General features: G+C 62.1%; 12 protein-coding genes, 1 tRNA gene and 1 pseudogene. 11 read left to right on the top strand and 3 right to left on the bottom strand.

The annotated features are described in order from the left end of the window. Positions 1-318, top strand: a complete 318-nt coding sequence (locus LLW23_RS17210; RefSeq protein ID WP_228948628.1) for a 2Fe-2S iron-sulfur cluster-binding protein — start codon at positions 1-3, stop codon at positions 316-318. Positions 319-357: 39 nt separating this feature from the next. On the opposite strand, the gene LLW23_RS17205 is transcribed toward LLW23_RS17210, so the two are convergent. Together LLW23_RS17205 and LLW23_RS17200 are read right to left on the bottom strand one after the other, a co-directional pair. Next, positions 358-1101, bottom strand: a complete 744-nt coding sequence (locus LLW23_RS17205; protein ID WP_228946715.1) for a TrmH family RNA methyltransferase — start codon at positions 1099-1101, stop codon at positions 358-360. Next, positions 1101-2726, bottom strand: a complete 1626-nt coding sequence (locus LLW23_RS17200) for a M20/M25/M40 family metallo-hydrolase (RefSeq protein WP_408641992.1) — start codon at positions 2724-2726, stop codon at positions 1101-1103. The genes LLW23_RS17205 and LLW23_RS17200 overlap by 1 nt, the downstream gene beginning before the upstream one ends. A 110-nt stretch (positions 2727-2836) precedes the next feature. Here LLW23_RS17200 and LLW23_RS17195 point away from each other — a divergent pair. The 4 genes and pseudogenes from LLW23_RS17195 (at position 2837) to LLW23_RS17185 (ending at position 4707) form a co-directional block, all read left to right on the top strand. After that, positions 2837-2922 (top strand) — tRNA-Tyr (locus LLW23_RS17195). Positions 2923-3097: 175 nt separating this feature from the next. Continuing rightward, positions 3098-3226, top strand: a pseudogene (locus tag LLW23_RS17720) (DUF6538 domain-containing protein); the annotation flags it as partial. 45 nt (positions 3227-3271) lie between these two features. Beyond that, on the top strand, positions 3272-3577 hold the full coding sequence (locus LLW23_RS17190; RefSeq protein WP_228946714.1) for a hypothetical protein: 306 nt from the start codon (positions 3272-3274) through the stop codon (positions 3575-3577). Then, positions 3550-4707 carry a reverse transcriptase domain-containing protein gene (locus LLW23_RS17185; RefSeq protein ID WP_228946713.1) on the top strand — a complete coding sequence of 386 codons (1158 nt, stop codon included), beginning with the start codon at positions 3550-3552 and terminating at the stop codon, positions 4705-4707. The genes LLW23_RS17190 and LLW23_RS17185 overlap by 28 nt, the downstream gene beginning before the upstream one ends. Before the next feature lie 306 nt (positions 4708-5013). Here LLW23_RS17185 and LLW23_RS17180 read toward each other — a convergent pair whose 3' ends face one another. After that, positions 5014-5289, bottom strand: coding sequence for a helix-turn-helix domain-containing protein (locus tag LLW23_RS17180; protein WP_228946712.1), 276 nt, complete (start codon positions 5287-5289; stop codon positions 5014-5016). Between the two features lie 233 nt (positions 5290-5522). Here LLW23_RS17180 and LLW23_RS17175 point away from each other — a divergent pair, with 233 nt between their 5' ends. From LLW23_RS17175 to LLW23_RS17150, 6 genes are all read left to right on the top strand, one after another. Continuing rightward, complete coding sequence (locus LLW23_RS17175) at positions 5523-6032, top strand: hypothetical protein (RefSeq protein WP_228946711.1); 510 nt, start codon at positions 5523-5525, stop codon at positions 6030-6032. A gap of 83 nt (positions 6033-6115) precedes the next feature. Then, a complete protein-coding gene (locus LLW23_RS17170; protein ID WP_228946710.1) occupies positions 6116-7324 on the top strand; it encodes a hypothetical protein in 1209 nt (402 codons plus the stop codon). 302 nt (positions 7325-7626) lie between these two features. Then, positions 7627-11019 (top strand): type I restriction-modification system endonuclease, encoded by a 3393-nt coding sequence (gene hsdR / locus LLW23_RS17165; RefSeq protein WP_333473781.1) that lies wholly within the window; start codon positions 7627-7629, stop codon positions 11017-11019. 27 nt (positions 11020-11046) lie between these two features. After that, positions 11047-12528, top strand: coding sequence for a class I SAM-dependent DNA methyltransferase (locus LLW23_RS17160; protein ID WP_228946709.1), 1482 nt, complete (start codon positions 11047-11049; stop codon positions 12526-12528). Then, entirely contained in the window at positions 12525-13829 is a 1305-nt protein-coding gene (locus tag LLW23_RS17155) for a restriction endonuclease subunit S (RefSeq protein WP_228946708.1), read from the top strand. Before LLW23_RS17160 ends, LLW23_RS17155 begins: the two co-directional genes overlap by 4 nt. A 92-nt stretch (positions 13830-13921) precedes the next feature. Continuing rightward, complete coding sequence (locus LLW23_RS17150; protein ID WP_228946707.1) at positions 13922-14914, top strand: PDDEXK family nuclease; 993 nt, start codon at positions 13922-13924, stop codon at positions 14912-14914. Positions 14915-15099 lie beyond the last annotated feature (185 nt).

Here is a 15099-nt window from a genome sequence, read left to right as displayed (position 1 = left end):
ATGCCGAAGCTTATCGTCACGTTGCGCGATGGGGAAGAACGCGAGATCGAAGGCGCGGCGGGACTGTCGGTCATGGAGATCATCCGTGATGCGGGGATCGACGAGATCCTGGCGCTGTGTGGCGGGTGCTGCAGCTGCGCGACGTGCCACGTGCATGTCGACCCGGAATTTGCGGCCAAACTTCCCGCCCGTAGCGAGGACGAGACCGATCTCCTCGAGTCATCGAGCAGCCGCGATGATTATTCGCGGCTTTCGTGCCAATTGCCGTTCGACGCTAGCCTGGATGGGCTGAAGGTACGGATCGCCGAGGAGGATTGACCTTCCTCTCCCCTCCCGCGAGCGGGAGGGGCATTTTCCTCAGCGCACCGTTACCGCGTAGAGCGCGATCGCGGCGGCGTTGGAGACGTTCAGGCTTTCGACCTTCAGGCTGATCGGCAGCTTCGCGAGCTGGTCGCAATGCGCCTCGGTGTTCTGCCGCATACCCTCGCCTTCGGCACCCAGCACGATCGCGGTCTTCGTCTCGCCCATAACCTCGCCGAGCGTCTGCGACGCATGGCCGGTCAGGCCGATGCGCCAGAAGCTGGCTTCGCCGATTTCGTCGAGCGCGCGCGCAAGATTGACGACACGCACCCACGGCACGGTCTCGAGCGCACCCGATGCGGCACGCGCAAGCGCGCCCGATTCCGGCGGGGCGTGGCGATCCTGGGTGACGATCCCGAGCGCGTCGAAAGCCGCCGCCGAGCGCAGTACCGCGCCGACATTGTGTGGGTCGGTTACCTGGTCGAGAATGACCAGCGGCCGACGATTGTCGCGACCCTGCAGCAGCAAATCGCCAAGCCATACATCCTCTAGCGGATCGACTTCCGCGACTAGCCCCTGATGCGGCGCATCGGCCGGCACCATCCGGCCGAGATCGGCGACGTCGGCGTAGACAACCGGCAGGATCGGTGGGAGCGACAGCCCATCCAGCGCCTCGCGCGTGCCCCATACTTTGCGGACTTTGCGTTCCGGATTGGCAAGCGCTGCCGTGACGGCGTGCCTTCCCCAGAACCGTGGACGGCCGGGGGGTGCCTTGCTCGGTCGATGACCACGACCAGCCATCAGTGTGCCTCCTCTGGATCGGGATATGCGAACGGATCGGTCACCGCAGGCCGCGTCGGCATCGGCGGGCGCGGCATCGCCTTGTCGGCATTGGCGGCGTTAAGCAGGAATGCGGCCAGGATCGTCGCGCCCTGCCGCAGATCCTCGCCCTTCAGATGATCGAAGGTATCGGCATCCGAATGGTGCGTGCGGCTGTCATAATCGAGCGGATCCTGGATGAACTGGAAGCCCGGCGCGCCGACCGACTGCATGAAGACGTGATCGGTGCCTTCGGTGCGCCCAGACGCGACGGTCGTCATGCCGAGGCCGCGGAATGGCTCCATCCAGCTGCGGAAGATCTCCGCCGCGGCCGGATTGTTCTCGGCATAGATGCCGCGGAAGCGGCCCGAGCCGTTGTCGACGTTGAAATAGGCGGCTAGATCGTTGAATCCCAGCTGCGGGTTGACCGGCCAGCGCTTGGGCCATTCGTAATAGCGTCGCTCGCCGGTAAGCACCGGATCGTTCGGGCCGCCGCGGGTGGCGAGATTCTTTTCGACCCATGCGAGGCTGCCGAGCAGCGCCTGCTCCTCGCCGGTCCATAGCGCAAAGCGGATCGTGCGCTTGGGCCGAACGCCGAGCTTCGCGAGGATGCGGGCCGCCTCCATGATTACTGCGGACCCGGCGGCATTGTCGCTCGCGCCATCGCCGGCGACCCAGCTGTCGAGATGCGCGCCGGCCATGACATATCCGGCCTTGGGATTGCTGCCGGGGATGTCGGCGAAGATGTTGTAGGCCTGCGTATCGCTGTCATCGTAGCGCACGTCGCTGACGATCTCGAGCGTCGGCGCGGGGCCGATCTTGGCGAGCCGGGCGAGCCGGCGGTAATCCTCGGCCGCGAGCTGCACGCCCGGCAGCGACGGCGACTGGCCGGCTTCGAACATATAGCCTTCGCCGTGGACGAGCTTGCCGTCGCGGTACGAGATGGTGGCGTAACCGACCGCGCCCTCGGCCTTCAGGAAAGCGTCGCGCTCCTGCTCGAAGGCAGACTGGCGAAGTTGCTTCGCATCGGCGGCAGGATCGTGAGCCGGGAAGTCGTAAGCGTCGAGCTTGCCGAGTTCCTCATCGGTATAGCGGCGGAACGGCGCGCGCGTGCTTTGCGACCCGGTGCCGGGCGACGACACGAGCACGATCTTGCCCGCGAGCTGCCCGCGATAGAGCGCGAAATCGCGGGCGCGCTTCATTGGGGCGACGATGATTGGCGCGGTCAGCGTGCCCTGCGTCGCGGGAGTCCAAGCGATCGGGATCGCGGTTAGCTGGATCGGGCGCGGCGTGACCATCCGCACGCTCGACCGCTCGATCGACCAGCCGCGACCGAAATCATAGCCTTCCTTGTGGACGTTGCGCAGGCCCCATTCGGCGAACTTCGCCTGCGTCCACGCTTCCGCCTGGCGCATCTGCGGTGAGTTCGTGAGGCGCGGGCCGATCACGTCGGTCAGATGCTGCGCCGTCGTCATCACCTGCGAGTGAGCGAGCCCTTCGTCCATGATCCGGGCGGTGGCGGCGCGATCCTGCGCCGCGCCTGGCGTGGCGATCATGGTCGCGGCGAAAAGCAGCTGGCGCCTTGCCGAGGTTCGGTAGTTGGTCATCCCGGCCGCTGCTATGCGCCAGCCGCGACAGGCGCAACCATGATGACAGCGCGTTGACAGGCCGCGCCCGCTTCGGCATTGCGCGCCCTCGCTTTGACGAGCGGCCCGGTGGAAGGGTGGCCGAGTGGTTAAAGGCAGCAGACTGTAAATCTGCCCACGCAAGTGTACACTGGTTCGAATCCAGTCCCTTCCACCATTTTTCGCGCTTTTAGACGGCAACTCAAAAGTTTACGAGATTGCCGTTCCCCTCCGCCGCCGTTGTGGTACACAACGTGGTACATACACGGCCTCGCGCCGTCCCTTGCTGCCGAGGGAACAGTATCGGCAGGGTCGGTCCAAGGTTGGTGGGGCCGCAGCCGGGGTGCGCCGCGATGAGCGGAAGCCGTGCTCCACACCTTCAACGCCGGAACGGGGTTTTCCACCTGCGCATGCGGGTGCCTGCCGCCGTTCGGCCGCGGCTCGAACTAAGCGAGATCCGGCGATCCCTCGGGACCTGCTCGCCGTCTCACGCTCGTCGGCTCGTGGCCCGCTACGCGGCTCGGGTGATGGAGGCATTCGACGTGATTGTGACACAGGCCTATGGGCGAGCTGAAGCGCAGCTCGTCATACAACTCTGCTTCAACGATCTGATCGACGAGACTGAACGGCGAGGCGGGTTCGTGCCGAGAACCGCCAATTCGGAAATGGAGCAGGAGGAGCAACTTGCCCTCTCCATGGAGGTCGAGAGAGATCTCCGCGGCCAAGTCGCTGAAGTTAACTTCACGGGGTTGGTGCTTACGCAGGCGCAGGCATCGCTGGATCAAAGCGGCAGATACGCGCGGAGTTGCAGGAGCACGCCGGGCAGTTCCTGACGCTCCTCAACAAACTCGCGGACACCCCAGACGACTATGCGAGAAAGCGTGTTGCGGTCGTACGGAAGCTGTTGAGGTCCGTGGATGCTAGGCTCTGCTGTCTGGTCCTCGGCTCGCATGCTCTCGCCCCCGAGGACGCGATGTCGATGCAGGCCGCGCGGGAGTTGGCGGCTGGTCTGAACCCCCGTGCTGATTGCGGCGAGCCGGCTTACTTCTACTTGAAGCGCAAGCCGGAAGGCGGCCGTCGCCCGATCACAAGCTTTGGCCTTCGTCGCAGAGCCCTCCAGAAGCTTGCGGTTCTGATTGTTCAGGCGATCTGGGGTCCGCTGAGGTTCGACTACGCCCAACGTGGCTGGGGCCGAACCCGCGCGGTTGAGGAGTTCATGGCACTAGCTACCAAAAAGGGAGGACCACGATGGTTTGTAACAGCTGACATTGAGAACTGCTTTGGCTCTTTCAATCGTGAGGGGCTTCTAGCAACCATCCCGCTGCCGAGGAGTGTCATCGAACACTGCATTCTTGTCAGTGACACTATGGAGGTTATCCACACAGAAGCGTTCGAGCCAGCGGTCCGTCATGGGCTTCCGCAGGGGTCGCTCGCATCCAGCTACATCGCCGGCAAGCTGATCGAGATGTCGATCGGCCAGATCGATGACGCCCCCGTGCTCTCGTTCGCCGACGATATTCTTGTTGGAGCGCCCAGCGAGGCGCATGCGAAGGCGATCGAACAGAACCTGCATGAACTCTTTGGAGTTCACCCTGCCGGGCCGCTGCTCCTAAAGTCTCGAGTTGCTCACCTAGGCCAGCCTATAAACTTTCTCGGCTACCAACTTCGCCGCCGGAAGAGACGGTTCGGCGGAGGTGTTTACGTGACCCCGTCGCGTAAGGCATTCGACCGCTTTGAACTACGCTTTGTTGACAGGGTTGCTAGGGTCACCTTTGAGGAAGAAGCCGCAGAGTCGGATGCGTACCGCGATGCATGGGTAAGCGCGTTTCCAGTGTGGGAGCGGGTGCCGAACCAGCTGTTTATGGTCGATACGAACATCGGAGCTCACTACCTAAGTGGCGCTCGGGCGCTTCGCAAATCTTTGATGCTGAGCGGAAAACACCCTTCTCAGCAGCCATCATAGCGATAGGTATAACGCCTATCTACCGACCCGGGATCTTATGCCAATGGTGGGCGAATGAGATGGTCCCAAGCCGCGACCGATCCTCCGCATATGCGGCGTGTTTGATGCAGTTGGAGCAGCAACGGGAAATTTGAACAACGGTCTCGCTGCAGTTGCCCGCGCAGTCGCTCTTGGCCCTCAGACCGTGATGGTGCCGCGCTACGCTGAATTTCGATGGCTAGCTCACCGTGAGATCAAGCTGTTCGCCTGCCCTCCCCGCAATAGGAGTCATGCCGGACAAGCAGTGATGGCGACACTTGCCTATCGCTAACCCCGGGGCTTTAGGGCCGCGTCGAGAACTTGATCCACCCATTTGATGTCGCGGTCGGTCAAGCTGGCGAGCCGTGCGGTAAGCTCCGCTAGAACCGGGCGGGTCGTCGCGTCAGCTGCAAGCTCGGTGGTAAAGAGCTGCGCCGGGTCAATATTCAGTGCAGTAGCCAGACGCTCAATGGATGGGAAACTGGCACCCGTCGCGCCTGCTTCGATCCGGCCGATCATATCGACGGAAAGCTCGGAAGCCTGGGCGAGCGCCTCCTGGGTCATCCGCCGCCGCTTTCGGTGGGCAGCAACCAATCTCCCAAAACGTTTTCGAAGCTCCGCCATTCTGTCCCCCGAAGTAGGGACGTGTGCACAAGTGAGACACCGATCAGACTTACGGAATTGAGATCATCCGCAAACCACTTGCGTGCTCGTTCTCGGTGGCTACGCTTCTGACGAACTGGCAATTAACTTCAGGAGACCGATGGATGCGGAAGTCCCGCATGCGAGTGGGGACGATGCAGTGTCCCAACTGCCTTGGCGACGTGCCGAGCGCCGCTAAAGCCTGTCGCCGATGTGGGCATGCCTTCTCCGAAGGGCAGTTGGAAAAGCAAGCCGCGTTCGAGAAGCGGGCCAAGATGGCGGCACCGTACGTTAGCGGATTGGCAATCCTGACCGTTCTTGTGTTGCTTTGGACGTGTACCCGGCAGCAGGCTGCGCAGCCTCTCACGCCGAGCGAACGCGTTGAAGCTGGGCGGAAGGCTTCATCCGACAAACTAGCCGTCCTTGAATATCGAGCGGAAGGAACTGCTGCAGAGGCGGTAAAACAGCGGCTGAACGACCCCGCATCGTTTGAACTTGTAGGCGCGAGTGCGATGCCAGGAAAGACCGACGATGGCAGCCCGGGCTGGATCGTTGGTGTGACGTATCGCGCGAAAAACGGGTTTGGCGCGGTCATGACCAACAATGCAATTGTTTCCGTCGACCAGCAGGGAGAAGCAGCGTTGAAGATAATAGACATTCGCTAGCGCGCCCGTCAGCTAATCAAATACTCCTATCCAGTCGAGTCAAGACCCCTACGCCTTCGAGGTAACAACCTCGGAGACTTTTTATGTTCGATATCTGGGCCTCGATGGCCGAGCTTCACCAGCCATGCCTATACCGACCAATCAGTGACCGGATGGTTGGCGCCGACGGCCTTGTCCGTCGCGAAATCCTCGCCAGCTTCGATCGGCTATTCTGCGAGCACCTTGCCGCTGGCCGGGCATCGTTCAAAGCACCGCCCCTACCCGCTCCGATCCCGGCCACATACCGCTTCATCAACATCAGCGCGTTGCAGAAGTCGATCCGGCGCGGCGATGCCGAAGGCGCAATGCGCTTTGCCCAGCAGGGATGCGGCCTCGACACCGATCAGGTCTTTCGGCGCTTGGCAGTTTGCGCGGTCGAGGATGTCGGCATCGGCAACCTGCTAGCTGTTGGGATGGCGCTGGCGGCGATGGGTAACAAGGCCATGCGAGAGCACGGTGCGACCGACGAACTCGCGGCGTATCTCGCCTATCTATTGGCGATTAGCCCGAAATCGCGATTGGCGTGCGACCTAATCTCGATCGCGGATTATGACCGTACACTTGATGCCCTGAAGCAACGGTTAGCCAGGGCGGGCGTCCAAGAACTTTCCACTGCCGCACTCGACATGAACGCTACTAGTGCCGAGCGGATGGTCGCCGCTTGGCTACTGGCCGGTACGTCGAGCTTTCGCGGAGTCACGATGCCGACGCTCGCTAGTGACCGTCGCGACTTCTTCCGTCTAATGTCTGCTCGGCACGACCCGCTCATCCTATACTACGTCGCCAATCGTGCCGCCGCCCGAATCAGTGATGCAATGTTTGTCTCAATGCTGCCGATCGGGGCGATCGTGAAGGACGAGCCAACGATCACGATCACTCGGACGCCGTTACCTGACACGGGTATGATTGCAGGCTTCCCGGCCGCAGCGATTGATCTGCATACCAGCGAAGGTCGTCTAGCGCTCAGTCGGTTTGGTCGGGAGTGTCGACCGATCGCAGAGATCGTCGGGAGAGTACCGCCAAGGATGCGGGACACTGCCGTTCGTCATGCCGTCTTCATCGCGGAGGGCGGGATACTAGTCGACAAGGTTCGGTTCGGTGATGCCGATCGTATCGAAGCCACGGCACACGCCGCTGAGCTTGCCTTCGCTTCCGTCAAACCGACCGAGCAGGGCGACTTGATTGAAACGGTACGCGCCGAGCTACCAACACTCCATTTCTACCGCCGCAACGCACTCGCAAGCTTGCTCTAGCGCGCGTACCGCTTCAATCAAAAAGCCCTCTCACATTACCCGCATGCTGCGGATGGACGCTACAAAAGTATTCTTGCCGCTGTATTTGCTTGAGAATTTCTATGTCGGCCAGGATCGAAGGGCCCGTTTACCGACTTTCCCAATCTCCTGCCGGTTCCCCGATTTGGGAGTTTCGCTAAGCGGCTTTAGCAGCAGCGAAGCAGCAATTCGACAGACCTGTTTCGTTCCGGTTCAACGGTCGAGCGGAATTGATACGGAGAGCCCTCCCGGGTTGAGCCAAACGCCTCCAGTGCTATGTGTCCATGATGGGGGACGTGCTCAGCAATTTTGGCTTTTTGGAAGCGCATAGCCCCCAGCTGACAAAATTAGGCGCCCTGGCAGAGCGTTACTTCGCCAGCGATCCTCCTACCGCATTGGTCAAATTACGCCAGTTTGCCGAGTTCATTGCCAAGGATGTCGCCGCCCGCCACGCACTATTATCGGGCGGCGCGGCAACCTTCGACGATGTGCTGCGGACGCTCCGGGCTCGTTCGGTACTGCCGCGCGAGATGGCCGACCTGTTCTTCCACCTCAAGCAGATCGGCAACGTCGCGGCGCATGAGGACCGAGGGACGGCTTCTGAGGCGCTGACCTCCCTGAAAATAGCACGTGCGATCGGAGTCTGGTTTCATCAGACTTATGAGACGGCACCTTCGTTCAAGCCGGGCGCGTTCATCCCGCCCACCCCGCCGGCGGACGCGACCACCGCGCTTCGTCTCGAACTGGAAGCGCTCCGCAAAGTCGTAGCCAGCGGGGCGGACGCTGAGGCGAAGGCCCGTCTTGCGGCTCAGCAAGCCGAGGCCGAGCGAACGCTCCTGGCAGAGCAGGCGAGCCGGGAGGCCAAGGACCGAGCCTTCTGGGAGGGTTATGCCGCCGAGACCGAAGCCGCGCTTCGCGCAGCGGAGCAATCGCTGGCATCAACCCAAGCGCAAGCGATGGCGGCCCCGCCGCAGCAGCTGGACCTGCTTGCCCGCATCGGCGCGGAACGTGCAGAGCAAGCCGAGCTCGATGAGCCGACCACTCGCGTCATCATCGATGAGCAGCTGCGGAACGCGGGGTGGATCGTCGACAGCGTCGTCCTGCGCCACGCCGCCGGGGCGAGACCCGAGTACGGAAAATCGATGGCCATTGCAGAATGGCCGACAAGGAGCGGTCCTGTTGATTACGCTCTATTCGTGGATGGCCGTTGTGTTGGCTTGGTTGAGGCAAAGCGACAGGTCCGCGATGTGCCTGGCCGAATTGGACAGGGTAAGCGCTATGCTCGCGACATCACGCTCACGCTAGATGAACTCCCGTCTGGAGGACCGTGGGCGGACGGCGACGACCGCTTCCGTGTGCCGCTCGTCTTCGCGACCAACGGCCGCCCGTATATAAAGCAACTCGCTACCAAGTCGGGGATCTGGTTCTGGGACGCACGCACTCGCTCCGCACCGCGCGCGTTAAGCGAATGGTTCAGCCCGCGGGATCTCACCGAGAAGCTTGAACAGCGGATTTGCGAGGACACGCAGATCGTCGCCGATCGAGAGCTCGGGGTCACGGGTTTGCGCCCCTATCAGAAGGAAGCGATCGAGGCGGTAGAAGAGGCGGTTGCGCGGGGGCAGGACCATATTCTGCTGGCGATGGCGACCGGCACCGGAAAGACGCGGCTCGCCATCGCGCTGATGTACGAGCTGCTTCGGACGCAGCGCTTTCGCCGCATTCTCTTCCTCGTCGATCGCAACGCGCTGGGGCGCCAGACGCTCGACGCGATGAGCACGACCGACACCAACGGCTTCTACAAGTTCGACCAAGTCTTCCCCGTCGCCGACATGGCATGCAAGTTCCCGGAGGCGACCGACCGTGTGCAGGTCGCAACCGTGCAGGCCATGGTCCGTCGCGTCTTTGATGACCCCAGCGCGGATCGGCCGACGCCGGGAACCTACGACCTGATCATCGTCGACGAGGCCCATCGCGGCTACACGCTCGACGCCGAACTGCGTGAGGACGACCTCGGCTTCCGTGACCTCGACGATTATCTGTCTGCCTATCGCCGCGTCCTCGACTATTTTGATGCGAAGAAGGTCGCCCTGACCGCGACCCCGGCGCTCCACACCCGCGAGATATTCGGCCCGCCGGTATTTCGGTACGGCTACCGGCAAGCGGTGATCGACGGCTTCCTGATCGACCATCGCCCGCCGCGCCGCATTACCACTGCGCTCAGCCAGACCGGCATCAGCTTTGACCAGGGCGAGGAGGTGAACATCTTCGACCCGCGCACCGGGCAGATCGACCTGTTTGATCTCGAGGATCAGGTCGACTTCGAAATCGCCCAGTTCAACAAGAAGGTCTACACCCGCGCCTTCAACCGCGCGGTGGCCGAGGCAATTGCCGCCGAGTGCCCGCCTGACCAGCCCGGCAAGACGCTACTGTTCGCCGCCCGCGACGATCATGCGGATATACTCATCGAAGAACTTCGCGCCGCACTGATTGCCGACTATGGCCCGCAGCCACACGACTTGGTTGAAAAGATCACTGGATCGATCGACAAGCCGCTCGACCGGATCAAGGCATTCAAGAACGATCCGCGCCCCAAGTACGTCGTCACGGTTGATCTGCTGACCACCGGCATTGACGTGCCCGCGATCACCAACTTGGTGTTCGTACGCCGGGTGAACAGCCGCATCCTCTACGACCAGATGATTGGCCGCGCGACGCGGCGGTGTGATGAGATCGGCAAGGAGTATTTCCGCATCTTTGATGCGGTCGACATCAATGCCAACCTGCAGGACGTCACCGACATGCGCCCTGTGGTGGTCGATCCCGGCCTGACCTTCGCGACGTTGGTCGGCGACATCGAGCGGGCATCGAGCGACGAGGACCGCGCGTTCGTCCGCGACCAGATCGTCGTCAAGCTGCGCCAGCGCACCAAATATATCAGCGAGGATCGCCGTGAGGCGCTGGAGACTGTGCTCGGCCCGCTCGGCGCGCTGGCCGACCGGCTCAAGGATGCGACGCCCGCCGAGACGATCGCGCTGTTCCGCCAACACCCGTCGCTCGCGACAGTGCTCGACGCGGCGAATCCTGCGGGCAAGCGCGACGGCATCTACATCTCCGAGCATGACGACGAGCTCGTCTCGGTCGAGGACAATTTCGGCGAGAAGGCGACACCGAGCGATTATATCGAAAGCTTCGAGGCCTATGTCCGCGCGAATATGAATGCGGTGCCGGCGATGATCGCCGCCACCCAGCGCCCGCGCGAGCTAACCCGCAAGGAGTTGAAGGAGCTGGCAATCCTGCTTGACGGCAAGGGCTTCTCCGAGGCAGCGCTCCGCCGCGCCTATGGCAGCGCGCGCAATGCCGATATCGCCGCGCACATCATTGGTTTTGTTCGCCAGGCGGCGCTCGGCGATCCGCTCGTCCCCTACGAGGCTCGCGTCGACAACGGCGTCCATCGGATCATCGCAAGCCGCGCTTGGTCCGCCAAGCAGAAGCAGTGGCTCAACCGCATCGGCCGCGTGCTGCGCGCGCAGCCCGTCGGCGATCCCGAGATCCTGTCCGATCCACTGTTTGCGCAGGCCGGCGGCTTTGCGGTGGTCGACCGCGAGTTCGACTCCGGGCTAGGGGAAGTACTCAAGGATCTGAACGCCGCGATCTGGGGCAGCGGCATCGCCGCGTGACCGGGCCTGCATGATGAAAGAAGCCGAATGAACCCCTCCACCGATCTGGTGAACAAGCTCTGGCGCCTTTGCACACTGCTCCGCAAGGATGGCGTGACTTACCAGCAATATGTCACCGAGCTGACCTATCTGCTGTTCCTCAAGATGGCGTCCGAGCAGAAGGACGAGAGTCGCATCCCAGAGCAATATCGCTGGGGCGCGCTAAAGGCGGCGAACGAGACCGAGGTACTCACGCGCTATCGCCAAGCGCTGATTGAGCTGGGCGACGGCACCAAGATCGCCGACCGCTCGATCGTCGCGATCTTCCAGAACGCCGCGACCATCGTCCGCGAGCCGATCAACCTGCGCAAGCTGATCGACGCGATCGACGGGCTGCACTGGTTCAGCGAGGAGCGCGATGCGTTTGGCGATGCCTATGAGGGCCTGCTGCAGAAGATGGCCGAGGAGACCAAGCGAGGCGCTGGGCAGTATTTTACGCCGCGCGTGCTGATCCAGGTGATGGTCGGCCTAATGCAGCCGCAGCCTGGCGAAGTGATCCAGGATCCGGCGGCGGGCACCGGCGGCTTCCTGATCGCAGCAGACCAATACATGCGTGAGCAGACCGACGGCTATTTCGAGCTGGCGCCGAAGCAGCAGGCGTTCCAGCTCAACCAGGCGTTGCGCGGTGTCGAGAACGTCCCCGACACCTTCCGCCTGCTGCAGATGAATTTGCATCTGCACAGCATCGATCCCGATCACCTCGATCTCGCCGACACGCTCAGCCCGCGCGGTTCGGATATTAAGTTCAAGAATGCCGATCTGATCCTGACCAACCCGCCGTTCGGCCCAGCGGGCGGCCCGCCGACGCGCGACGATCTGACGATCACCGATCGAGTCTCCTCCTATCAGCTGCCCTTTGTCGAACATGTCATCCGCTCGCTGCGGCGCGGCGGGCGCGCAGCGGTGGTTGTGCCCGACAACGTGCTATTCGACGATGGCCGCGGCAAGCTGCTGCGCCAGCGGCTGATGAGCTGGTGCAACCTCCACACGATTCTGCGGCTGCCAGTCGGCATATTCTATGCGCAGGGCGTGAAGACCAACGTGCTGTTCTTCACGCGTAGCGATGAGGAAGCGCCGCTCGAGGACGCGACGCAAGCGGTGTGGATCTACGACGCGCGCGCCAACATGCCGTCGTACGGCAAGACCAACCCGTTCAAAGCCGCCGACCTCGCTGACTTCGTGACGATGTTTGGTGACGATCCCAATGGCGGCGCGATGCGGAGTGACGAGGGCGAGACCGGCCGCTTCCGTTGCTTCACGCGCGAGGAGATCGCCACGCGGGGAGACAATTTGGACATTGGTTGGCTCAAAGATTCGAGCGGTGACCCGGAGGACGGACTGCAATCACCCGAAGAGATTGCGACGGCAATCGAGTTGCACCTGGCGAACGCGATAGTGGAGGTGCGGGAATTGATCGAAGAAATAGAGGGCGGCGCGCAGGACGTTCGGGTCATGGAGGCGGGGGAGTGACACTGCCGGATAAATGGGAAAGAGCGAAGCTTGGAGATTTGCTACAGGTTATAAGCGGCTTTGCTTTCAAAAGCGGGGAATATCAGGATCGTGGGCACTTCCTCATAAGGATCGGCAATGTCCAAGATAGCAAAATCAATCTCAATAATCCAAGGTTTGTGTCACTCTCGACCGCTACGAGCAGGTTTGAGCTCGCCGCGGGTGACATTCTCACCTCGTTAACGGGGAACATTGGCCGAGTGGCTAGAGTTGAGGAAGCCCACTTACCTGCGGCGCTCAATCAGCGCGTTGCAAAGCTACAGCCTGCCACATCGCTTTCCGAGGATGGCTATCTCTATCGCTTCTTGAGCTCCGCAGCTTTCCGGGAGCCCCTTTCCAGCCATGGTCAAGGCGCCGCCCAGCAAAATGTGAGTTCGAATGTCATTGAGGACATCTTTATTCCTCTACCACCCTTAGCCGAACAGCGCCGCATCGTCGTGAAGCTTGACGCAATGACCGCTCGCCTCGCCCGCGCGCGGGCGGCACTGAATCGGGTACCGGTGCTAGCCGAACGCCTAAGGGTTACCGGTCTCGAACGAGCGTTTGAAGGCAGGCTCTTTCCGGATGCTGATGGGGGACGGCTGGGCTGGAAGACTGTGGCGTTCGAAGAGGCCGGAGAGATCGCCAGCAATCTCGTTCCGCCTACCTCAATCCTCAAGTTGCCACATATCGCACCAAATCACATCCGATCTGGACGCCCGGTACTCCTCCCCTTTCAGACTATTGCCGAAGATGGGGTTATAAGCGGAAAGCACCGCTTTTACGCCGGCCAACTGATCTATTCGAAAATTCGGCCTTACCTACGCAAAGTGGTCTTGGTCAATTTCGAGGGTGGATGCAGCGCTGACATGTATCCGATTAACCCACGGTGCGACGCGCGTTACCTAATGTATTGGATGCTGTCGCCGCAATTTACTTGGCTGGCTACAAGACAGGAGGGCCGAACGGTCTTACCAAAGATCAATCAAAACGCCTTGAATGCGATCCCGACCCCGCTCGCCCCCACGGCAATGCAAAAGCGCATCGCTGCCGCCCTCGATGCAATCTTCGCCCGTGCTGACCGTCTCGAAGCCGAAGCCGCCCGCGCCATCGCGATGCTTGACCGGCTCGAAGCGGCGATCCTCGCCAAGGCGTTCCGCGGCGAGTTGGTGCCGCAGGACCCGAATGACGAGCCGGCGAGCGTCCTGCTCGATCGCATCCGCGCCGAGTGCGTCGCCGTACCGAAACCTAAACGCGGGCGTCGCCCTGCGCCGGTAGCCTGATCATGCCAATCCGTCACAGCATCTGGCAAGTCGACGGCGCGCCGACTGCGCTACGCGAGTCCGCGCTGTCAAGCGAGGCGCTGCTCGAATAAATGATCGTCGCCGCGCCGCAGATCCTGTCGGACGAATGGATGATTATCGGCCGGCAGGAGGATACCGGCTTTGGCGGCCGGATCGACTTGCTGGCCATGGCGCCCGACGGCGCGCTCATCCTGATCGAGTTGAAGCGCGGCCGCACGCCTCGTGAAGTGGTGGCGCAAGCGATCGACTATGCGACCTGGGCAGAGGCGCTCGATGCCGAGGCGGTCGGCCGCGTCTATGCGCGCTTCACAGGCGGCGGCAATCTGGCGCAGGATTTCCGCGCGCGCTTCGGCATGCTGCTCGACGAGACGACACTGAACCAGAACCATCAGGTCGTGATCGTCGCCGCCAGCCTCGATGCGAGCTCCGAACGGATCGTAGCCTATCTCGCCAAGCGCGGCATCGCCATCAACGTGCTCTGCTTCCAGGTGTTCGACACCGACGCCGGCCAGTTGCTGAGCCGCGCGTGGCTGATCGATCCGATCGAGACACAGGTGGCGGCTACAGTCGATGCCCGTCCGAGCGATCGCGAACCGTGGAACGGCGAATATTACGTGTCGTTCGGCCATGGTGAGAGCCGCTCTTGGGACGAGGCGCGGCGAAATGGCTTCATCAGCGCGGGCGGCGGCACTTGGTATAGCGGCACGCTTCGCCTGCTCAGCCCAGGCGACCGAATATGGGTGAAGGCGCCCGGCTATGGCTTCGTGAGCGTCGGCATCGTGCGGGGCGAGCCGGTGGCGTTCCGCGACTTCGAGCTGCCGGATAACGACAGCGTCCCCATCCCCGCAGCAACCGCCCTCACCCGCGCCAGTTACCATAGCGAGTTTATCGACGATTCCGATCGCTGCGAGTATTTCGTACCAATCGACTGGGTCGCCACTGTCACACTCGACAAGGCGGTGCAGGAGGTCGGCATGTTCGGGAACCAGAACTCGGTGTGCGCGCCAAAGACGCCGAAGTGGCGGCATACGGTCGACCGCTTGAAGGTTCTTTTTCCGATCTAAAGGAGCCCCTGGAAAAACTTTAGGAGCCCGCGACGACTGGATTTTGCATAATAATAGCGCGTTGATTACATCCACAACTGGCAATTTCGTGTGGCCGACCTAATGCGGTCCGATCAGTTCGGCCGTATCGAAGAAGAGGCCTTTGCGGCATGAGCTGGCAATTGCCGGTCTGAGCACAAAGACAG

It is taken from the genome of Sphingomonas radiodurans, assembly GCF_020866845.1.
Taxonomy (GTDB): Bacteria; Pseudomonadota; Alphaproteobacteria; order Sphingomonadales; family Sphingomonadaceae; genus Sphingomonas; species Sphingomonas radiodurans.
Note: the sequence above shows the minus strand (reverse complement) of the source record. Positions and strands in the feature narration are given on the sequence as shown.

Coding starts and splice junctions, on each gene's coding strand:
- LLW23_RS17210 (WP_228948628.1), top strand. CDS start 1: ATGCCGAAGCTTATCGTCACGTTGCGCGATGGGGAAGAACGCGAGATC.
- LLW23_RS17205 (WP_228946715.1), bottom strand. CDS start 1,101: ATGGCTGGTCGTGGTCATCGACCGAGCAAGGCACCCCCCGGCCGTCCA.
- LLW23_RS17200 (WP_408641992.1), bottom strand. CDS start 2,726: ATGACCAACTACCGAACCTCGGCAAGGCGCCAGCTGCTTTTCGCCGCG.
- LLW23_RS17190 (WP_228946714.1), top strand. CDS start 3,272: ATGGAGGCATTCGACGTGATTGTGACACAGGCCTATGGGCGAGCTGAA.
- LLW23_RS17180 (WP_228946712.1), bottom strand. CDS start 5,289: ATGACCCAGGAGGCGCTCGCCCAGGCTTCCGAGCTTTCCGTCGATATG.
- LLW23_RS17175 (WP_228946711.1), top strand. CDS start 5,523: ATGCAGTGTCCCAACTGCCTTGGCGACGTGCCGAGCGCCGCTAAAGCC.
- LLW23_RS17170 (WP_228946710.1), top strand. CDS start 6,116: ATGTTCGATATCTGGGCCTCGATGGCCGAGCTTCACCAGCCATGCCTA.
- hsdR (WP_333473781.1), top strand. CDS start 7,627: ATGATGGGGGACGTGCTCAGCAATTTTGGCTTTTTGGAAGCGCATAGC.
- LLW23_RS17160 (WP_228946709.1), top strand. CDS start 11,047: ATGAACCCCTCCACCGATCTGGTGAACAAGCTCTGGCGCCTTTGCACA.
- LLW23_RS17150 (WP_228946707.1), top strand. CDS start 13,922: ATGATCGTCGCCGCGCCGCAGATCCTGTCGGACGAATGGATGATTATC.